Here is a 20,021-nt window from a genome sequence, read left to right as displayed (position 1 = left end):
GTGCTCGCGCTGAATTGACAATTGTCAATTGCCGCATCGTCCGGCCGTGGTGTAAAGCCATCAGATACAGGCGCGGTTCGCGCGCTGCCGGAAGCTTGCCCGATGACGCTATGGTTCGTGTTCGCGCTGATGACGGTCGCGGCGATATTCGCCGTGCTCTGGCCGCTCGGGCGTGGCGGGCGTCCTGACAGTCAAGGCAGCGAAGTCGCGGTCTACAAGGACCAGCTGGCCGAGATCGAGCGTGACCTTGCCGCGGGAATGATCGCCGCGCCGGAAGCCGAGGCAGCGCGCATCGAGATCAGCCGGAGGCTGCTCGCCGCCGACAGCAGCGAGCCTTCCCTCGCGCCGAATTCCAATCTCAAATGGCGTCGTGCGGCATCCGTTCTGGCACTCGTCGGCCTGCCTTTGGTGGCGGTCGCGATTTACGTTCCGCTCGGCTCGCCTGCGCTTCGCGATTTCCCGCTGGCGGAGCGACAGCGCGGCGCGGCTCCCGGCATGGCGCAGTCGCTCGAGAACCTCGTCGTGCAGGCTCAGCAGCATCTGGAGAAGAATCCGACCGACGGCCGCGGCTGGAACGTGCTTGCACCGGTGCTGGAGCGGCTCGGCCGCTTCGACGAGGCCGTGCGCGCCTATCGCAGTTCGATCACCTACAATGGCGAGAGCCCGGAACGCCGCTCCGATCTCGGTGAGGCGATCACGGCCGCCGCGAACGGCGTGGTGACGGCGGAAGCCAAGGCCGAGTTCGAGCGCGCGCACGCGCTGAGCGCTGACGATCCCAAGGCGAACTATTTCCTCGGCCTCGCCGCCGAGCAGGACGGCCGCAAGGACGACGCAGCCAACATCTGGCGCACGCTGCTGGCGAAAGCGCCGGCGGATGCGCCGTGGCGGCCGCTGGTGCAGACCTCGCTGGCGCGGGTCGGCGGCGGCGGCGTGACGATGCCGGCGCTGTCCGACGAGACCATCGCGGCATCCAAAGAGATGAATGACGGCGATCGCAACGCGATGATCCGCGGCATGGTCGAGCGTCTTGCCACGCGTCTCAAGCAGAACGGCGACGACGTCGAGGGTTGGCTGCGCCTCGTGCGCGCATATCTTGTGATGGGCGATCGCGACAAGGCGCTTGGTGCCACGACGGATGCCCGCCAGGCGGTCGCCAAAGATGCCGAGCGGCTGCGCCAGCTCAACGAAGGCCTCAAGAATCTCGGGCTCGACGGATGATTGTCGCAGCACGAGACGAGCGGAGAACGGATACGCCATGACGCGCAAGCAGCGACGTATGACCATCATCGGCGGCTCGCTCGCCGTGCTCGCGCTCGCGGCCGCGCTGGTGCTCAATGCCTTGCGCGACTCCATCGTGTTCTTCTCGACCCCGACCATGGTGGTCGAAAAGCATGTCGCCCCCGGCAAGCGCTTTCGCCTCGGCGGCCTGGTGCAGCCGGGCTCGCTCCAGCGCGGCGACAATCTCGCGGTGACGTTCGAGGTTGCCGATGGCGGCGCCAAGCTGCCCGTCGCCTACAAGGGCATCTTGCCCGATCTGTTCCGTGAAGGGCAGGGCGTCGTCGCCGAGGGCGCGCTCGATGCCAACGGTGTGTTCAAGGCCGACACCGTACTTGCCAAGCACGATGAGACCTACATGCCCAAGGACGTCGCCGATGCCCTGAAGAAGCAGGGGCACTGGAAGGACGATTACGCTGGAAAGCCTGCGGCGACGACGGCGCAGGGCAATTCGCAGGGAGCGGTGCGGTGATCGCGGAAGCCGGACATTACGCGCTGGTGCTGGCGCTCGCGCTGGCGTTGATCCAGTCCTTCGTGCCGGTCATCGGCGCCCGCCTGCGCGATCCCGCCCTGATGAACGTGGCGCGCTCGACCGCGCTGGCGCAGCTGCTGTTCGTCGGTGCCTCGTTCATTGCGCTCGTGACGTTGCACGTGAACTCGGATTTCTCCGTCGCGAACGTCTACGAGAATTCGCACTCCATGAAGCCGCTGATCTACAAGATCACCGGCGTGTGGGGAAACCATGAAGGCTCGATGCTGCTCTGGGTGTCGATCCTCGCCCTGTTCGGCGGGCTGGTCGCGGCCTTCGGCAACAACCTGCCGCTGTCGCTGCGCGCGCATGTGCTGGCCGTCCAGGCCTGGATCGCCAGTGCCTTCTATCTCTTCATCCTGATCACCTCGAATCCGTTCCTGCGCATCGCCAATCCGCCGATTGAGGGGCGCGACCTCAATCCGGTGCTCCAGGATATTGGCCTCGCCGTGCATCCGCCGATGCTCTATCTCGGCTATGTCGGCTTCTCGATCTCGTTCTCCTTCGCGATCGCAGCGCTGCTCGAGGGGCGGATCGACGCGGCCTGGGCGCGCTGGGTGCGTCCGTGGACGCTGGTGGCCTGGATCTTCCTGACGCTCGGCATCGCGATGGGCTCCTACTGGGCCTATTACGAGCTCGGCTGGGGCGGTTGGTGGTTTTGGGACCCGGTCGAGAACGCCTCGCTGATGCCGTGGCTCGCCGGCACCGCGCTGCTGCACTCGGCGCTGGTGATGGAGAAGCGCAACGCTCTGAAGGTCTGGACCATCCTTCTGTCGATCCTGACCTTCTCGCTGTCGCTGCTCGGCACCTTCCTTGTCCGCTCCGGCGTCATCACCTCCGTGCACGCCTTCGCCAATGATCCGACCCGCGGCGTCTTCATCCTGCTGATCCTCTGCCTGTTCATCGGCGGCAGCCTGTCGCTGTTCGCGGGACGCGCGACCTCGCTGAAGCAGGGCGGCCTGTTCGCGCCGATCTCGCGCGAGGGTGCGCTGGTGCTGAACAATTTGCTGCTGACGGTTGCCTGCGCGGTCGTGCTGTTCGGCACGCTCTATCCGCTGGCGATGGAAGTGCTCGCGGACTTCAAGATGTCGGTGGGCGCACCATTCTACAATCTGACCTTCGTGCCGTTGTTCGCGCTGCTGCTGCTCGCGGTGCCGTTCGGGCCGATGCTGGCCTGGAAGCGCGGCGATCTGCTCGGCGTCACGCAGCGGCTGCTCGCGGCCGGCGTCGCCGGCCTCGTCGTGGTCGCCATCGTCTGGGCCTGGACGCGCGGCGGCAGCGCGCTGGCGCCGCTCGCGATCGGGCTTGGGGTCTTCGTCATCGCCGGCGTCGTGACTGACATCGCTGAGCGAACCGGCCTGTTTCGTCTTCCGTTCACGACGACGCTGCAACGCGCCCGCGGCCTGCCGCGCTCGGCCTGGGGCACCGCCTTTGCGCATGCCGGCCTTGGCATCGCGCTGATCGGGATCGTCTGCGAGACCACCTGGAATAGCGAATATATCGCCACGATGAAGCCGAACGACGTGGCGCACGTCGCCGGCTATGATCTGAAGCTCGATGGCCTGCTCGAGCGTCAGGGACCGAACTACCGCGAGATGGTCGCGCAGTTCAACGTCAGTCGGGGCGGCGAAGCGCTCAGCGTCATGACGCCGTCGAAGCGCAGTTTTACCACCCGCGGCTCCTCGACCACGGAGGCTGCATTGCTGACCCGCGGCGCGAGCCAGCTCTACATCTCGCTCGGTGACGTCACCCCCCAGGGCGCCATCGCGGTCCGCATCTATCACAAGCCGTTCGTGCTGTTGATCTGGTGGGGACCGGTGCTGATGGCATTCGGCGGCATGCTGTCGCTGTCCGACCGGCGCCTGCGGGTCGGTGCGCCGAAGCCGGCGCGGGCCAAGCAGCGCCTGCAACCGGCGGAGTGACGTTGATGCGCCGGATGATGGTCGCGTTCGTTGCGCTGATGCTGCTGGCCGCGCCTGCGGCGCAGGCCGTGCAACCCGACGAAATCATGTCGGATCCCGTCAAGGAAGCCCGCGCGCGTGAATTGTCGCGCGAGTTGCGCTGCATGGTCTGTCAGAACCAGTCGATCGACGATTCCGATGCGCCGCTCGCGCGCGACCTGCGGCTGCTTGTACGGGAGCGGATCGCGGCCGGCGACAGCAATTCGCAGGTGCTCGATTTCCTGGTCGCGCGCTACGGCGAGTTCGTGCTGCTGAAGCCGCGTTTCGAACGCCAGACCATGCTGCTCTGGCTGCTCGCGCCGCTGCTGCTCGCCGGTGGCGGCTTCGCGCTGTGGCGGCAGAACCGCCGTCGCGCGCAGGAAGGTGCAGATGTACCGACGCCGCCGCTGACGCCCGACGAGGAGGCGAAGCTCGCCGCGTTGATGTCCGAGGACGCAAGGTCCCCTTGAATCTACGTAGTGATACGTAAGGTCTCGGACGGAGCGCGTTTCATGCTCTGTTGACCTTTGTCTGGAAGCTTGTCGCAAGATTCGATTCCAGATTTGAGTCCTCATGCGATGTTCACGAACAGCAATCTGACGATCCGCTTTCTGGTTGGCGCCGTCGTCGCTGCATTATTGTTCCTGCTGGGCATTGGCGGCGGCACCGGCTTCGTCGCGGTGCTCTATCTCAACAACGAGATCACCAGCCTGTCGTCTGACTTTGCCGCGCTGAGCGGCCCGGCGCGCGACCACGCGATGCAGATCTACCAGCAGGCGCAGACCGCGTTCTCCTGGTTCCTGGTTGCTTGCGGCATGATCGCAGCCATCGCGGTCGCGATCTGCCTCACCACATGGTTCGCAGTACGAAACGGAATCCTCAATCCGCTTGCGGCCATCGTGCATGCCATGCGCGAGGTCGCCGACCAGAAGTTCGAGACGCCGGTACCGGGCCTCGGCGGCACCAACGAGATCGGGCTGCTCGCCGGCGCGCTGGAAGTGTTCAAGACCAACGGGCTCGAGCGGCGGCGTCTGACCGAGCAGCAGCTGCATGAAGCCCGGCACCAGGCCGAGCGGTCGACATATCTCGATGCCCGCATCAGAAGTTTCAACGAGCTCGTCGCAAGCGTCGTCGACAGCGTGGCATCATCGGCTGTGCACCTGAAACGCAACGCGGCCGCGCTGTCGCAGACCGCCAACGACACCAGCACCAAGGCCAACGCGGTCGCGAGCGCTGCGGGCCAGGCCAGCGCCAGCGTGCAAACGGTCGCGGGTTCGGCCGAGGAGATGACGACCTCGATCGGCACCATCAGCCGGCGCGTCACGGATGCGACCCAGCGCGCCGAGGGCGCCGCGACCCAAGCCGAGAAAAGCCGCGACACCATCCATACGCTGTCGGATGCCGCCGACAAGATCGGCGAGGTCGTGCAGCTCGTGCAGGCGATCGCATCGCAGACCAATCTGCTCGCGCTCAACGCCACGATCGAGGCGGCGCGGGCAGGAGAGGCCGGCAAGGGCTTTGCCGTGGTGGCCTCCGAAGTGAAGAGTCTTGCGGACCAAACCAGCAAAGCGACGGAGGAGATCACCTCGCACGTCGCCAGCATTCAGGGCATCACCGCCGAGACGCGCGGGGCGATCGACGCCATCTCGAAGACGCTGTCGGAGATTTCGTCGATCATGTCCGGGATCGAGGTCGACACGGCCCAGCAGCGCAACGCCACGCAGGACATCAGCCGCAGCGTCCAGGACGCCGCGCGCGGCACGCTCGACGTCTCGAATCACATCGTCCAGATCACCTCGACCTCGGCGGAGACCGGCCGTATGGCGGCCGAGGCCCGGGATTCCGCCGTCGACCTGTCCCAGCAGGCCGAAACGCTGAAGCGTGAAGTCGACGAATTCATTGCCAGTGTCCGGGCGAGCTGAGCGCGCCTCCGCGCCCGTCGCTGGAACCGTGTTAAGTTCCTGTCAAATCGTGGTTTTCGGTCTGCGTTAAACTGCCGCATGCCGGCACGGTCTTTATTACAAAAGTTTAACCCGCCCGTCAGCGCGCGGTAAGGCGCAAGTCCCCATGTTCAGGTCCGTAAGGTGCCACCATCGGGCACCACATGGATTTCTAGGCCCTGGAGACCTGCATGACCGACCGTCCCGACCGATCGAACCTTCCGTCCTACCGGCAGCCCCGCCGTTCGGTGCTGTCCGCCCGCAGGATCGCGCTGATGGCCTCGGTCGTCGCCGGTCTCGGCATCGCCGTCCACGGCTTCAGCCCGTCGACATCGCCGGCGGATCTGTTCTCGAGCCCGGCGCACGCGCAGGTCAACAACGAGGTCAAGAAGGTCGATCGTCCGATCGGTTTCGCCGACATCGTCGAGCGCGTGAAGCCCTCGGTGATCTCGGTCAAGGTCAACATCAAGGAGAAGGCTGCGAGCAACGACGACGGCGATGATTCCTCGCCGTTCCAGCCGGGTTCGCCGATGGAGCGGTTCTTCCGCCGCTTCGGCGGTCCGGATGGCATTCCCGGTCTGAAGGGCGGTGGGCGTGGGCGCATCGTGCAGGGCCAGGGCTCCGGCTTCTTCATTTCGGCTGACGGCTTTGCGGTGACCAACAACCACGTGGTCGACGGCGCCGACAAGGTCGAGGTCACCACCGATGACGGCAAAACCTACAGCGCCAAGGTGATCGGCACCGATCAACGTACGGACCTTGCTCTGATCAAGGTCGAGGGCGGCTCGAACTTCTCCTTCGCCAAGCTCGCCGACAGCAAGCCGCGGATCGGCGACTGGGTGCTCGCGGTCGGCAATCCCTTCGGTCTCGGCGGCACCGTCACCGCGGGTATCGTCTCGGCCAGCGGCCGCGACATCGGCAACGGCCCCTATGACGATTTCATTCAGATCGACGCGCCCGTGAACAAGGGCAATTCCGGCGGTCCGGCTTTCGACACCAACGGCGAGGTGATGGGCGTCAACACCGCGATCTACTCGCCTTCCGGCGGCAGCGTCGGCATCGCGTTCTCGATTCCCGCCAGCACTGTGAAGAGCGTCGTCGCCCAGCTCAAGGACAAGGGCTCGGTCAGCCGCGGCTGGATCGGCGTGCAGATCCAGCCCGTCACCTCCGACATCGCCGACAGCCTCGGCATGAAGAAGGCCGAAGGCGCGCTGGTGGCGGAGCCTCAGAAGGATGGTCCGGCCGCGAAGGCGGGCATCGAATCCGGCGACGTGATCACGTCGGTCAACGGCGATTCCGTCAAGGATGCGCGCGAGCTCGCCCGCACCATCGGCGGCATGGCGCCCGGCGCTTCCGTGAAGCTCAACGTGCTGCACAAGGGCCAGGACAAGGTCGTGAACCTCACGCTCGGCCAGCTGCCGAACACGGTCGAGGCCAAGGCCGACACCGATAACGACAACGGCAGGGGCGCCAAGGGTACAGACGTGCCGAAGCTCGGCATGACCGTTGCGCCCGCCAACTCCGTGGCCGGCGCCGGCAAGGACGGCGTCGTGGTTACCGAAGTCGATCCGAAGAGCGCCGCGGCTGAACGCGGCTTCAAGGAAGGCGACGTGATTCTCGAAGTCGGCGGCAAGAGCGTGAGCACCGCCGGCGAGGTTCGCGACGCCATCACCGCGGCGCGGACCGACAACAAGAACAGCGTCCTGATGCGCGTGAAGAGCGGCGGCCAGTCGCGCTTCGTCGCGGTGCCCATCGCCAAGGGTTGATAAGGGCCGATCAGGGCTGAGCCTCAGGAGGCTTACGACATGAAGGGTGTCGCCGGCATTAGTCGCCCCCGCCGTCGGCACTCTTCCGGGGGAGCAGCGCAACGCTTGCTCCCCCGCGCCTACCTTCCGGTGGAATTACGCCCCCCTCCGTCGGAAGGCCTAGGGCGGTGAGGTCCCCCCAGCTTCACCGCCCGCCTTTTTGCCTACCCCGGGTCTCGCTCACTCGGCTTGCATGCGATTGCCGCTCGCGCCATGTTTAGAGAAGGTTGACCTCCTTGACCGCCGCCGAACGCACGATGCGCCTCCTCATCATCGAAGACGACCGCGAATCCGCCGACTATCTCGTGAAGGCGTTTCGCGAGGTCGGACACGTTGCCGACCACGCTGGTGATGGCGAGGAGGGCCTCGCCATGGCCGAGAGCGGCGATTACGACGTGCTGGTGGTCGACCGCATGCTTCCCAAGCGCGACGGCCTGTCGCTGATCGGCTCGCTGCGCGACAAGGGCGACACGACGCCGGTGCTGATCTTGTCTGCACTCGGTCAGGTCGACGATCGCATCAAGGGCTTGCGCGCCGGCGGCGACGACTATCTGCCGAAGCCCTATTCCTTCGCCGAGCTGCTGGCCCGCGTCGAGGTATTGTCGCGCCGTCGCGGCGGACCTGCCGAGGACACGCTCTACCGTGTCGGCGACCTCGAGCTCGACCGGCTGTCCCACCGCGTCGCCCGCGGCAAGGACGAGCTGACGCTGCAGCCGCGCGAATTCCGCCTGCTCGAATATCTGATGAAGCATGCCGGCCAGGTGGTGACGCGCACCATGCTGCTGGAGAACGTCTGGGACTATCATTTCGATCCGCAGACCAACGTGATCGACGTGCACATTTCGCGGCTGCGCTCCAAGATCGACAAGGGTTTCGAGCGGCCGCTGCTGCACACGATCCGCGGCGCCGGGTACATGATCCGTGACGGCATTCGGTAAACTCGTCCGCACCACGGCATTCCGGCTGACGCTGGTCTACCTGTTCCTGTTCGCGATTTTCGCGGCCTCGCTGCTCGGCTATTTCGCCTGGAATACGCGCCGGCTGATCACCGAGGAAATCACCCAGACGGTGAACGCCGAGACCTCGGAGATCAACGTGATCTATGATCGCCGCGGCTTGGTCGGCCTCGTACGCGCGATCGAGTATCGGGCGCTGCGGCCGGGCGCCAATCTCTACCTCGTGACCACGCCGACCGGGCAGGCGGTCGCCGGCAATGTCGGCTCGCTGGCGCCGGGCGTGATGGCAACGCGCGGCTGGTCGGAGACGGCCTATCGGCGCATCGAGGATGCGGACGCCCGCGATCATCGCGCGCTGGTGCGCGTCACCGAACTCGAGAACGGTTTCCGCCTCCTGATCGGCCGCGACCTCGCCGAGCGGCGGCGCCTGTTCGGCATCGTCGCCAAGGCGGCGCAATGGTCGATCCTGATCGTCGTCGTGCTCGGCCTTGGCGGTGGCGTCTTCGTCGCGCGCAGGGTGCTGACGCGCATCGACGCGATGAGCGGCACCGCGCATCGCATCATGACCGGCGATCTCAGCGAGCGCCTCCCGGTCGGGCGCAGCGGCGACGAGCTCGACCGCCTCGCCGAGAATCTCAATGCCATGCTCGAGCGGATCGAGGCGCTGATGTCGGGGCTCAAGGAAGTCTCCGACAACATCGCCCACGACCTCAAGACGCCCCTGACGCGCCTGCGCAACCGCGCCGAGGAGGCGTTGGCGAAATCCGGTTGCGAGGCCGATTATCGTGCCGCACTGGAGCGGACCATCGAGGAATCCGACGGGCTGATCCGCACCTTCAACGCGCTCCTGATGATCGCGCGCGCGGAGTCCGGCCAGGCGCGCGGCAACATGGACGATTTCGATGCCGCCGATGTAGCAGGCGGCATTCACGAGCTCTACGAGCCGCTCGCCGAAGACGACGGCATGACCTTGAAGGTCAAGACCGAAGCAGCACCCCTTCACGGCAATCGCGAATTGATCAGCCAGGCGCTCGCCAATCTGGTCGAGAATGCGATCAAGTACGGCAAGCCGGCCGCGCAACCCCAGGGAACCGTGGTCAGCATGGACTCGAGGCAGATCACGATCGAAGCCAAGCGCGAAGGTGATCAGGTACTGCTCAGCGTCACCGATCGGGGCCCCGGAATTCCGGAAGGCGATCGCAAGCATGTCGTCGAGCGCTTCGTGCGGCTGGAAGCGAGCCGCACAATGCCGGGCTCCGGCCTCGGCCTCAGCCTGGCCTCCGCCGTCGCCACATTGCATGGTGGCGAATTGCGCCTGGGCGATGCCCAGCCCGGTCTCGTCGCCACGCTGGTGCTTCCCGCGCGCGCAGGGGCCGGCGACAGGGTTGCTCCTCCAATGCCGGATGTGCCACAGAAGGTGGCATGAACCACTCCGCGCCGGGAAACGCGGACAAGCATGGTGAGAGCCTGGTCGCGCGCTTCGCGGAAGCTCCCCATATTGCCGCTTCCACAATCGACGAACGACGTTTTGAAAGCTGGCTGGCCGAGCTCGAGCCGGCCCAATCGACCCGTGTGGAAGCGCTGCTGGTTCATCCCCTTGCGCGGGACATCCTGGTCGGTATCGCGGAATTCTCGCCCTATTTGTTCGATCTGGTGCGCGCCGATCCGCTGCGCCTGATCCGGTTGCTCGAATGCGAACCGGATACGCATCTCGCCGCGCTGATCGCGGAGGCGAGGGGAGCCGTGCTTGCCGCACCCGACGAGGTCGAGGTGATGCGGCTGCTTCGTCGCATGAAAGGCGAGGCCGCGCTGCTGATCGCGCTGTGCGACATCGGCGGGGTCTGGCCGGTGATGCGGGTGACGGCGGCATTGACCGATCTTGCAGCGTCCTCGGTGCAGGCGGCGCTGCAATACCTGCTGCGTCAGGAAGCCGCACGTGGCAAGCTCGTGCCTGAAGATTCCGAGGCGCCGGAGATCGGCTGCGGCCTGATCGTGCTCGCCATGGGCAAGATGGGCGCGGGCGAGCTCAACTATTCCAGCGACATCGATCTCATCGTGTTCTTCGACCCCGATGCCACGACACTCGTGCCCGACATCGAGCCGCAGCCGTTCTTCGTCCGCCTGACGCAAGGCATGGCGCGCATCCTCCAGCAGCGGACCTATGACGGCTACGTGTTCCGCGTCGATTTGCGGCTGCGGCCCGATCCATCCTCGACGCAAGTCGCGATCTCGCGAGACGCCGCGCTGAATTATTATGAGCGGGAGGGGCGCACCTGGGAGCGCGCGGCAATGATCAAGGCGCGGGCGTGTGCCGGCGATCCCAAAGCGGGTGAGGCGCTGCTCGCCGAAATCGCGCCCTTCGTCTGGCGCAAGCACCTCGATTTCGCCGCGCTTGCCGACGTCCACGACATGAAGCGGCAGATGCAGACCTATCGCGGCCAGAGCGAGATTGCGGTGGAAGGCCACAACGTCAAGGTCGGCCGCGGCGGCATCCGCGAGATCGAGTTCTTCGCCCAGACCCAGCAGTTGATCGCGGGCGGTCGCCATCCGGAGCTGCGGGTGCGGCCGACGCTGGCCGCGCTTGACATCCTCGCCTCCAGCAACTGGATCACTTCCGCGGCCCGCGACGAGCTGACCACGGCCTATGAATTCCTGCGCCGGGTCGAGCATCGTCTCCAGATGATCGCCGACGAGCAGATCCATGCGCTGCCGGAGGACAAGGAGGCGGTCGAACGCTTCGCCTGGTTCTTCGGCTATCACAGCCGCGAGGCCTTTGCGCGTGACCTGCTGCGCCAGCTCGGGATCGTCCAGGGGCACTACGAAAAACTGTTCGAGGGCGACGATCCAACCGGGACGGCAAGCCTGCCGGCGATCGACTATCGCGCCGGTCCCGATGATCCGCGCCTGCTTCAGCATTTGACGACGCTCGGCTTCAAGAAGCCCGCCGCCGTGGCGCAGACCGTCTGTGACTGGCTCACCGGGGATTATCGCGTGTTCCGCAACAAGCCGACGCGCGACGCTTTCGTCGAGTTCGTGCCTGTTTTGATCGAGGGCCTGGCGCATGCGGAGGAGCCGGACCGCGCGGTGACGGCATTCGATCACTTCCTGAGGGCGCTCCAGCGCGGCGGCCGGCTGATCACGCTGCTCGGCCAGAACCGCGATCTCGTCGCACTGGTGGCGCTGGTGCTCGGCGCGGCGCCCCGGCTTGGCGAGATGCTGGCGCGACAGCCGCAGCTGATGGACGGCCTGATCGATCCGCGCTTCTTCGGCGCCATGCCGGATCGTCGGGAATTGTCGGCACGGCTTGCGAGCACGGTGCAGGATGCGGGCTCCTATGAGGAGTTTCTTGATCGGCTGCGACTGTTCGGACAGGAGAGCCTGTTCCTGATCGGCACGCGCATCCTGTCCGGCACCGTTTCGGCGCAGCAGGCCAGCACGGCTTTTGCCGACGTCGCCGAGGGCATCGTTCACACCGTGCACGGTCTCGTCGCCGATCGCTTTGCCGCGCAACACGGCCGGATCAAGCGGCAGGAGACGGCGATCATTGCCATGGGACGGCTCGGCAGCCGCGAGATGACCGCGTCATCGGATCTCGATCTGATCCTGCTCTACGATTTCGACAGCGACAATCCGGACTCGGACGGGCCGAAGTCACTGCAGGGCGCGCATTATTTCGCGCGCTTCACCCAGCGCCTGATCAGCGCCTTCACGACCCGGACCAATTACGGCGTGCTCTACGAGATCGACATGCGGCTGCGGCCGTCGGGGCGCGCGGGTCCGGTGGCATCGAGCCTTGTCTCCTTCGCGGATTACCAGGCCAATGAGGCCTGGACGTGGGAGCACATGGCATTGACGCGTGCCCGCGTGGTGTCGGCGTCGCCTGAATTCACCGCGCGCATCGAGCAGATCATCCGCGAGGTCCTGACCCGCCGTCGCGATCCGGTCACTACCGCCAACGACGTCGCCGACATGCGCCGCGCCATCGCCCAGGAGAAGGGCGAGACCGATCATTGGGACCTGAAATACGCCTCAGGCGGCATGGTCGACATCGATTTCATCGCGCAATATCTCCAGCTCGTCCATGCCCACGACAGGCCAGAGATTCTCGATGTGGCTACCGTGCAGGTGCTGGAAAATGCCGCCAGGCTCGGCGTGCTGCCGCAGTCGGAGGCGGAGATCCTGCGGGCAGCCGCGCGGCTGTACCACGATTTGACGCAGATCCTGCGGCTCTGCGTCAGCGACCGCTTCAAGCCGGAAACGGCGGGTACCGATCTTCAGCGGGTGATGGCGCGCGCCGGCGATGCCCCTGATTTCTCCTCGCTCGAGGCCCGCGTGAAGGAGACGCAAAGCGAGGTGAGACGGGTATTCAGCGCGCTTCTGGAAGGGAAGCCGTCTGCTTGAGCGAAGTGAGGGCTTCGAGCACGTTCGGCTCCAGGCCGGCGCCACCGGCATCGAGATGCGCGAAGATCGCGCGCTTCATCCGGGGATCCCAGAATTTCTTGATGTGATCGGCGATGCCGGGCACGGCCTTGTCGTGGCCCTGGCTGCGGAAGAAGGTGCCGATCTGGTTGGCCATGTAGACGAGGCGGTCATGCGACGACATCGATGATCTCCGGAGCACAATGAGCCGTCACGCGGCCCTGGTGCGTAAACACTTCAAACCCGTCGTTGCGGGCAATTGCGATCAGCGTGATACCGGCAGCCTCCGCGGTGCGGACCGCAAGCGCGGTGGGGGCGGAGACCGCGACCATGACGGGCGCACCGATCGCGGCCGTCTTCTGCACCATCTCGACCGAGACGCGGCTCGTCAGCAAGACCAGACCGGCGCTCGCATCCGCGCGGCTGCGCGCCAGCGAGCCTGCGAGCTTGTCGAGCGCGTTGTGGCGGCCGACATCTTCGCGCAGGGCCACGATGCCGTTCGGCGGCGACCAGAAGGCGGCGGCGTGCACCGCGCGGGTCTGCATGTTGATCGATTGCAGGGGGGCGATTGCCTGCATCGCCGTCATGATCTGTAGCGGCGTGAAGGTCTGCCCCTGCCGCACGATCGCCGCGGGCCGGATGGCCTCGGCGATGGACTCGATGCCGCAGATGCCGCAGCCGGTGGGACCGGCGATATGGCGGCGGCGTTCGCTGATGCGCGTGGCGTTCTCCGACTCCAACCACATGCGCAGCTCGATGCCGTCGTCGAGGCGGACCACGTCGAGCGACTTGATCTCGTCGACCGATCTGATGATGCCTTCGTCCAGGCTGAAGCCGACGGCGAAGTCTTCCAGGTTCTGCGGCGTCCCCATCATGACGGCATAGGTGCCGCCATTATAGGTCAGCGCCAGCGGCGTCTCCTCGGGGATCAGCCGCGTGCCCTCCGACGCGACACCGTCGCGCCAGATCTCGCGGTCGATGGCCTGGACCGGGACGTGCATAAGGTTACTCCGCGGCCTCGGCCGGTGCGATGCGGCGGGAGTGCCGCGCCTGCTCGTCGTAGCTCTTCTGCCAGTCGGACGGGCCGTTAGAGGGCGAGATCTGCACCGCCGTGACCTTGTACTCCGGGCAGTTGGTTGCCCAGTCCGAATAGTCCGTCGTAATCACGTTGGCCTGCGTGTCCGGGTGGTGGAAGGTGGTGTAGACGACACCAGGCGACACGCGGTCGGTGATTTCAGCGCGCAGCGTGGTCTCGCCGGCGCGGCTCTGCAGCCGCACCCAGTCGCCGTCGCGCACGCCGCGCTGCTCGGCGTCGTGCGGATGGATCTCCAGGAGGTCCTCGGCATGCCAGACCACGTTCTCAGTGCGCCGTGTCTGCGCGCCGACATTGTACTGGCTGAGGATGCGACCCGTCGTGAGCAGCAGCGGGAAGCGGGGCCCGGTGCGCTCGTCGGTCGCGACATATTCGGTGACGATGAACTTGCCCTTGCCGCGGACGAAGCCGTCGATATGCATCACCGGCGTGCCCTCTGGCGCCTTCTCGTTGCAGGGCCATTGCACGGAGCCGAGCTCGTCGAGCTTTGCGTAGGAGACGCCGGTGAAGGTCGGCGTCAGTGCCGCGATCTCGTCCATGATCTCGGAAGGATGGCTGTAGTTCATCTCGAAGCCCATCGCCTTGGCGAGGCCGATGGTGACCTCCCAGTCGGCCATGCCGTTCTTCGGCGACATCACCTTGCGGACGCGCTGGATGCGGCGTTCGGCATTGGTGAAGGTGCCGTCCTTCTCGAGGAAGCTCGAGCCGGGCAGGAAGACGTGGGCGTAGTTCGCGGTCTCGTTCAGGAAGAGGTCGTGGACGATGACGCATTCCATCGCGGAGAGCGCCGCCACGACGTGCTTGGTGTTGGGATCGGACTGGAGAATGTCCTCACCCTGCACATAGAGGCCCATGAACGTGCCTTCGATGGCGGCATCGAACATGTTGGGAATGCGCAGACCCGGCTCCGGATTGAGCTTGACGTTCCACAGCGCCTCGAACTGGTCGCGCACGGCATCGCCCGAGATGTGGCGATAGCCGGGCAGCTCGTGCGGGAACGAGCCCATGTCGCACGAGCCCTGCACGTTGTTCTGGCCGCGCAGCGGGTTCACGCCGACACCGGGACGGCCGATATTGCCTGTTGCCATCGCGAGATTGGCGATCGCGATCACGGTGGTCGAGCCCTGGCTGTGCTCGGTGACGCCGAGGCCGTAATAGATCGCGCCATTGCCTCCGGTGGCGTAGATGCGCGCGGCTTCACGCAGCGTCTTCGGGTCGACGCCGGTCAGGATGGCGGTCGCCTCCGGGCTGTGCTTCGCTTGCGCGACGAAAGTCGCCCATTCCTCGAACTCGCTCCAGTCGCAGCGCTCGCGCACGAAGGCTTCGTTGACGAGCCCCTCGGTGACGATGACATGCGCCAGCGCGGTGACGACGGCGACGTTGGTGCCGGGCATCAAGGGCAAATGCAGCGCCTGGACGTGCGGCGATTCCACCATCTCGGTGCGACGCGGATCGATCACGATCAGCTTTGCGCCCTGGCGCAGCCGCTTCTTCAGGCGCGATGCGAATACGGGGTGAGCCGAGGCCGGATTGGCACCGATGATGACGGCGACGTCGGTGTCCTCGACCGAGTCGAAATCCTGGGTGCCGGCCGACGTGCCAAAGGTCTGCGACAGGCCGTAGCCGGTCGGCGAGTGGCAGACGCGGGCGCAGGTGTCGACATTGTTGTTGCCGAAGCCGGCGCGGATCAACTTCTGCACCAGATAGGTCTCTTCATTGGTGCAGCGGGACGAGGTGATGCCGCCGATGGCGTCGCGCCCGTATTTCTTCTGGATGCCGCGCATCTTGGCGGCGGCGAAGGAGAACGCTTCATCCCAGGACACTTCCTTCCAGGGATCCTCGATCCGCTCGCGGATCATGGGTTTAAGGATACGTTCCTTGTGGTTGGTATAGCCCCAGGCGAAGCGGCCCTTGACGCAGGAATGGCCGCGATTGGCCTTGCCGTCCTTGTAGGGCACCATGCGCACGACTTCCTCACCGCGCATCTCCGCCTTGAAAGCGCAGCCGACGCCGCAATAGGCGCAGGTGGTGACGACGGAGTGCTCCGGCTGGCCGATCTCGATTACGGATTTCTCCGTCAGCGTCGCGGTCGGGCAGGCCTGCACGCAGGCGCCGCAGGAGACGCATTCCGAGCCGAGGAAGCTTTCGCTCATGCCGGGCGAGACGCGGCTGTCGAAACCGCGGCCGGAGATCGTCAGCGCGAAAGTGCCTTGCACTTCCTCGCAAGCGCGGACGCAGCGCGAGCAGACGATGCACTTGGAGGGATCGTAGGTGAAATACGGATTGGATTCGTCCTTCGGCATCCAGGCCGCGTTGACCTCGCCGTTGGATTTCGCGAAGACGTGGTTCTCGCCCTCATAGCCGTAGCGCACCTCGCGCAAGCCCACCGCGCCGGCCATGTCCTGCAATTCGCAATCGCCGTTGGCGCCGCAGGTGAGGCAGTCGAGCGGATGGTCGGAGATGTAGAGCTCCATCACGCCCTTGCGCAGCTTCTTGAGCCGCTCGCTCTGGGTGTGCACGACGAGGCCGTTCATCACAGGTGTGGTGCAGGAGGCCGGCGTGCCGGCGCGGCCCTCGATCTCGACGACGCAGAGACGGCATGAGCCGAAGGCGTCGACCATGTCGGTCGCGCAGAGTTTGGGGATCTGGTGGCCGGCGTCCATTGCGGCGCGCATGATCGAGGTGCCCTCGGGCACCGTGACCTCGTTGCCGTCGATGGTCAGCGTGACCATCGTGGTCGATTTGGAAGCCGGCGTGCCGAAGTCGATTTCTTCGATCAGAGACATTGTCGTTCTCCTATTCCGCGGCCTGAAGCGTGGTCGGGGCCGGCATGAAATCTTCCCGGAAGTGCTTCAATGCGCTGAGCACGGGGTAGGGCGTGAAGCCGCCGAGTGCGCAGAGCGAGCCGAATTTCATGGTGTTGCAGAGGTCTTCGACGAGCGCGATATTTTCGCCGACGCGTTCGCCGCGGATGATCTTCTCGATGGTCTCGACGCCGCGGGTCGAGCCGATCCGGCAGGGCGTGCACTTGCCGCAGGATTCGACGGCGCAGAATTCCATTGCGAAACGTGCCTGCCTGCGCATGTCGACGCTGTCGTCGAACACGACGATGCCGCCGTGTCCGATCAGGCCGTCGCGTGCGGCAAAGGCCTCATAGTCGAACGGCGTGTCGAACAGGGCGCGCGGGAAGTAGGCGCCGAGCGGGCCGCCAACCTGCACGGCACGAACCGGACGGCCGGTGGAGGTGCCGCCGCCGATGTCGTCGACGAGCTCGCCGAGCGTCACGCCGAACGCCGTTTCGAACAGTCCGCCGTTGCGGATGTTGCCGGCGAGCTGGATCGGCATCGTGCCGCGCGACCGGCCCATGCCGAAATCGGCATAGGCCTTGGCGCCTTCGGCGAGGACGAAGGGGATCGCGGCGAACGACAGCACGTTGTTGATGACGGTCGGCTTGCCGAACAGACCGCGATGCGCCGGCAGCGGCGGCTTGGCGCGCACCAGGCCGCGGCGACCCTCGAGGCTCTCCAGCAGCGAGGTCTCCTCGCCGCAGACGTAAGCGCCGGCGCCGACGCGCACTTCCATGTCGAAGCCGTGGGGCGAGCCGCCGATCCTGTCGCCGAGATAACCGCCGCGCCGTGCTGCCGATATCGCGGCGTTCATCGCCTCGACCGCATGCGGATATTCGCTGCGGATATAGATGTAGCCTTTGGTGGCGCCGACCGTGATGCCGGCGATGGTCATGCCCTCGATGACCAGGAAGGGATCGCCTTCCATGATCATGCGGTCGGCAAAGGTGCCGCTGTCGCCTTCGTCGGCGTTGCAGACGATGAACTTGCGGTCGGCCTTGGCCTGCGCCACCGTCTTCCATTTGATGCCGGTCGGAAAGCCGGCGCCGCCGCGGCCGCGCAGGCCCGACGCCGTCACTTCGTTGAGGGTCGCATCGGGGCCGAGCGACAGCGCGCGCTCAATACCCTTGTAGCCGCCATGGGCGCGATAATCCTCGAGCGAGCGCGGATCGATCACGCCGCAGCGGGCGAAGGTGAGGCGGGTCTGGCGCTTCAGCCAGGGAATTTCGTCGGCGATGCCGAGCCGCAGCGCATGCGGTCCGTCGCTCGCCATAGAGTCGAACACGGAGGCGACCTCGTCGGTGCCGACGGGGCCGTAGGCGACGCGGCCCTTAGACGTCGCGACCTCGACCATCGGCTCCAGCCAATGAAGTCCGCGCGAGCCGGTCCTGATGATCTCGACCGGCAGACCGCGCTGTTGTGCGATCTGCGCGAAGGCTGCGACGACTTCATCGGCGCCGACCGCAACGGCGGTTGCATCGCGGGGAACGAAAATCTTCATCGTCATCGCTGCGCCTCCGCAACCAGCGCATCGAGGCGCTTCTCGTCGAGCCGGCCAATGAGGCGGCCGTCGAGCATCGCCGACGGCGCCGTCGAGCACAGGCCGAGGCAGTAGATCGGCTCCAGCGTGACCCGATCATCTGCAGTGGTGTTGCCAAGCGAAACGCCGAGTTTCGCTTCCGCGCGCGCAGCCAGCGCATCACCACCGGCGGCCTGGCAGGCCTCTGCGCGGCACAGCTTCAGCACGTGGCGGCCGGCCGGCTTGTGACGGAAGTCATGGTAGAAGGTGAAGACGCCATGGACCTCGGCGCGCGACAGGTTCAGCGCCTGCGCCACCATGGGAATCGCCCCCTCCGGCACGTAGCCAAATGCCTCCTGAAGCGCATGGAGGATGACGAGCGTTGCGCCTTCCTGGCTGCCATGTTCGGCGATGATTTCGGCACCGCGCGTCTCGTCCCAAGGCTCGTATGAAGCCTCGTATGAAGGCTCGTAAGCGGTTGTCATTCTTCGTTCTCAGATTGAGCGTCCCTTCGCGCAAACTATTTGGAATCATTCGAAGATCAATAAAGCTGTCTCATGCTGCGATTGCGAATTCAGATCGATTGGAAAGCGCAATCGGTCGATACGGTCAGGCAATGAAACTTGTATCGTTTGCCGGTTTTTGCGTGTTGGTGCAGGCCCGGCGTGATAGCTTGCTGGCCATGACGGAATCCGAAGGGATGGACGATTGATCGACAAGCTTGAACTGCTGCTGGCGCTGGCCAAGGAGCGGCATTTTGGACGGGCGGCAGAGGTCTGCGGCGTCACCCAACCGACCATGTCGACCGGGCTCAAGCAGCTCGAGGAGATCCTCGGCGTAATGCTGGTCCAGCGCGGCTCCCGATTCCAGGGATTTACCCCGGAGGGCGAGCGTGCCTTGGACTGGGCGCGGCGGATCGTCGGCGATGCCCGCGCCATGCGCGACGAGATCAACGGACTGAAGCATCAGCTCTCCGGCGAGATCCGCATCGCGGCAATTCCGACGGCACTCGGCATGGTTGCGTCGCTGACGACGCCGTTCCGTGCGCGGCATCCGGAGGTGCGCTTCAGCATCCGCTCGACGACCTCATCGGAGGTGCTTGGGCTGCTCGAGAATCTCGAGGTCGATGCGGGGCTGACCTATATCGAGAACGAGCCGATCGGCAAGGTGCGCACCATTCCGCTCTACAATGAGAGCTATCGCCTGCTCACCGCGCCCGATGGGATGTTCGGCGATCGCGAGACGGTGACATGGACCGAAGTCGGCCAGGTGCCGCTGTGCCTGCTGACGCCTGATATGCAGAACCGCCGCATCATCGACCGTGCGCTGCGCTCGGTCGGCGCGGAGGCAACGCCGACGCTGACCTCGAACTCGCTGCTGGTGCTGTTCACCCACGTCAAGACCGGGCGGTGGGCGAGCGTGATGCCGGCCAAGCTCGCCGAGACGCTCGGCCTGTCCGACAAGGTCCGCACCATCCCGATCGTCGACCCCGAGGTCAATTACAGCATTGGCCTCGTGATCCCGCAGCGCGATCCGATGACGCCCTTGATCGCAGCGCTGGTCAATATCGCCCGCGAGGTGGCGCCGACACTGCAATCGTAGGGTGGAATCTGTTTGGTTGAATCGATGCGCGCCAAGGGCTCGATCAACCTCTTCCTACGCGAGAGATGATCCCGACGCCGTTCCATCGTGCTCCGGC

At 65.6% G+C, this 20,021-nt stretch carries 15 protein-coding genes; 10 read left to right on the top strand and 5 right to left on the bottom strand.

The window, feature by feature from the left end; genetic code table 11:
• Positions 1 to 102: 102 nt before the first annotated feature.
• The 9 genes from ccmI to XH91_RS23515 all read left to right on the top strand — a co-directional run bounded on the left by ccmI (position 103) and on the right by XH91_RS23515 (position 12,846).
• On the top strand, positions 103 to 1,218 hold the full coding sequence (ccmI, locus tag XH91_RS23555; RefSeq protein WP_128952790.1) for a c-type cytochrome biogenesis protein CcmI: 1,116 nt from the start codon (positions 103 to 105) through the stop codon (positions 1,216 to 1,218).
• Positions 1,219 to 1,255: 37 nt separating this feature from the next.
• Positions 1,256 to 1,747 carry a cytochrome c maturation protein CcmE gene (gene ccmE, locus XH91_RS23550; RefSeq protein WP_128952789.1) on the top strand — a complete coding sequence of 164 codons (492 nt, stop codon included), beginning with the start codon at positions 1,256 to 1,258 and terminating at the stop codon, positions 1,745 to 1,747.
• Complete coding sequence (locus XH91_RS23545; RefSeq protein ID WP_128952788.1) at positions 1,744 to 3,726, top strand: heme lyase CcmF/NrfE family subunit; 1,983 nt, start codon at positions 1,744 to 1,746, stop codon at positions 3,724 to 3,726. The genes ccmE and XH91_RS23545 overlap by 4 nt, the downstream gene beginning before the upstream one ends.
• A 5-nt stretch (positions 3,727 to 3,731) precedes the next feature.
• Positions 3,732 to 4,214, top strand: coding sequence for a cytochrome c-type biogenesis protein (locus XH91_RS23540; protein WP_128952787.1), 483 nt, complete (start codon positions 3,732 to 3,734; stop codon positions 4,212 to 4,214).
• 108 nt (positions 4,215 to 4,322) lie between these two features.
• Entirely contained in the window at positions 4,323 to 5,666 is a 1,344-nt protein-coding gene (locus XH91_RS23535) for a methyl-accepting chemotaxis protein (protein ID WP_128952786.1), read from the top strand.
• A 209-nt stretch (positions 5,667 to 5,875) separates the two neighbouring features.
• Positions 5,876 to 7,450, top strand: a complete 1,575-nt coding sequence (locus tag XH91_RS23530) for a Do family serine endopeptidase (protein WP_128952785.1) — start codon at positions 5,876 to 5,878, stop codon at positions 7,448 to 7,450.
• A gap of 296 nt (positions 7,451 to 7,746) precedes the next feature.
• Positions 7,747 to 8,427, top strand: coding sequence for a response regulator transcription factor (locus XH91_RS23525; protein ID WP_128952784.1), 681 nt, complete (start codon positions 7,747 to 7,749; stop codon positions 8,425 to 8,427).
• Positions 8,411 to 9,871 (top strand): sensor histidine kinase, encoded by a 1,461-nt coding sequence (locus tag XH91_RS23520; protein ID WP_128952783.1) that lies wholly within the window; start codon positions 8,411 to 8,413, stop codon positions 9,869 to 9,871. The genes XH91_RS23525 and XH91_RS23520 overlap by 17 nt, the downstream gene beginning before the upstream one ends.
• Positions 9,868 to 12,846 (top strand): bifunctional [glutamine synthetase] adenylyltransferase/[glutamine synthetase]-adenylyl-L-tyrosine phosphorylase, encoded by a 2,979-nt coding sequence (locus XH91_RS23515; protein ID WP_128952782.1) that lies wholly within the window; start codon positions 9,868 to 9,870, stop codon positions 12,844 to 12,846. The genes XH91_RS23520 and XH91_RS23515 overlap by 4 nt, the downstream gene beginning before the upstream one ends.
• Here XH91_RS23515 and XH91_RS23510 read toward each other — a convergent pair.
• The 5 genes from XH91_RS23510 to XH91_RS23490 are packed head-to-tail and all read right to left on the bottom strand — an operon-like array spanning position 12,812 to position 18,807.
• A complete protein-coding gene (locus tag XH91_RS23510) occupies positions 12,812 to 13,048 on the bottom strand; it encodes a formate dehydrogenase subunit delta (protein ID WP_164933765.1) in 237 nt (78 codons plus the stop codon). The genes XH91_RS23515 and XH91_RS23510 overlap by 35 nt on opposite strands.
• Positions 13,035 to 13,865, bottom strand: a complete 831-nt coding sequence (fdhD, locus tag XH91_RS23505; RefSeq protein ID WP_128952780.1) for a formate dehydrogenase accessory sulfurtransferase FdhD — start codon at positions 13,863 to 13,865, stop codon at positions 13,035 to 13,037. The genes XH91_RS23510 and fdhD overlap by 14 nt, the downstream gene beginning before the upstream one ends.
• Before the next feature lie 4 nt (positions 13,866 to 13,869).
• Complete coding sequence (gene fdhF, locus XH91_RS23500; RefSeq protein WP_128952779.1) at positions 13,870 to 16,743, bottom strand: formate dehydrogenase subunit alpha; 2,874 nt, start codon at positions 16,741 to 16,743, stop codon at positions 13,870 to 13,872.
• 10 nt (positions 16,744 to 16,753) lie between these two features.
• Positions 16,754 to 18,310, bottom strand: coding sequence for a formate dehydrogenase beta subunit (locus tag XH91_RS23495; RefSeq protein ID WP_128952778.1), 1,557 nt, complete (start codon positions 18,308 to 18,310; stop codon positions 16,754 to 16,756).
• Positions 18,307 to 18,807 (bottom strand): formate dehydrogenase subunit gamma, encoded by a 501-nt coding sequence (locus tag XH91_RS23490; protein ID WP_128952777.1) that lies wholly within the window; start codon positions 18,805 to 18,807, stop codon positions 18,307 to 18,309. The genes XH91_RS23495 and XH91_RS23490 overlap by 4 nt, the downstream gene beginning before the upstream one ends.
• Before the next feature lie 223 nt (positions 18,808 to 19,030).
• On the opposite strand from XH91_RS23490, the gene XH91_RS23485 reads away from it, so the two are divergent.
• Entirely contained in the window at positions 19,031 to 19,924 is an 894-nt protein-coding gene (locus tag XH91_RS23485) for a LysR family transcriptional regulator (protein WP_128952776.1), read from the top strand.
• Positions 19,925 to 20,021 lie beyond the last annotated feature (97 nt).

It is taken from the genome of Bradyrhizobium guangzhouense, assembly GCF_004114955.1.
Classification (GTDB): Bacteria; Pseudomonadota; Alphaproteobacteria; order Rhizobiales; family Xanthobacteraceae; genus Bradyrhizobium; species Bradyrhizobium guangzhouense.
The sequence above is the reverse complement of the archived record's forward strand: the minus strand, read 5'-3'. Positions and strand labels throughout refer to the sequence as shown.

What these genes read in the sequence shown, in the direction of transcription:
- ccmI (WP_128952790.1), top strand. Translation starts at nt 103, where the DNA reads ATGACGCTATGGTTCGTGTTCGCGCTGATGACGGTCGCGGCGATATTC.
- ccmE (WP_128952789.1), top strand. Translation starts at nt 1,256, where the DNA reads ATGACGCGCAAGCAGCGACGTATGACCATCATCGGCGGCTCGCTCGCC.
- XH91_RS23540 (WP_128952787.1), top strand. Translation starts at nt 3,732, where the DNA reads ATGCGCCGGATGATGGTCGCGTTCGTTGCGCTGATGCTGCTGGCCGCG.
- XH91_RS23535 (WP_128952786.1), top strand. Translation starts at nt 4,323, where the DNA reads ATGTTCACGAACAGCAATCTGACGATCCGCTTTCTGGTTGGCGCCGTC.
- XH91_RS23530 (WP_128952785.1), top strand. Translation starts at nt 5,876, where the DNA reads ATGACCGACCGTCCCGACCGATCGAACCTTCCGTCCTACCGGCAGCCC.
- XH91_RS23525 (WP_128952784.1), top strand. Translation starts at nt 7,747, where the DNA reads ATGCGCCTCCTCATCATCGAAGACGACCGCGAATCCGCCGACTATCTC.
- XH91_RS23515 (WP_128952782.1), top strand. Translation starts at nt 9,868, where the DNA reads ATGAACCACTCCGCGCCGGGAAACGCGGACAAGCATGGTGAGAGCCTG.
- XH91_RS23510 (WP_164933765.1), bottom strand. Translation starts at nt 13,048, where the DNA reads ATGTCGTCGCATGACCGCCTCGTCTACATGGCCAACCAGATCGGCACC.
- fdhD (WP_128952780.1), bottom strand. Translation starts at nt 13,865, where the DNA reads ATGCACGTCCCGGTCCAGGCCATCGACCGCGAGATCTGGCGCGACGGT.
- fdhF (WP_128952779.1), bottom strand. Translation starts at nt 16,743, where the DNA reads ATGTCTCTGATCGAAGAAATCGACTTCGGCACGCCGGCTTCCAAATCG.
- XH91_RS23495 (WP_128952778.1), bottom strand. Translation starts at nt 18,310, where the DNA reads ATGACGATGAAGATTTTCGTTCCCCGCGATGCAACCGCCGTTGCGGTC.
- XH91_RS23490 (WP_128952777.1), bottom strand. Translation starts at nt 18,807, where the DNA reads ATGACAACCGCTTACGAGCCTTCATACGAGGCTTCATACGAGCCTTGG.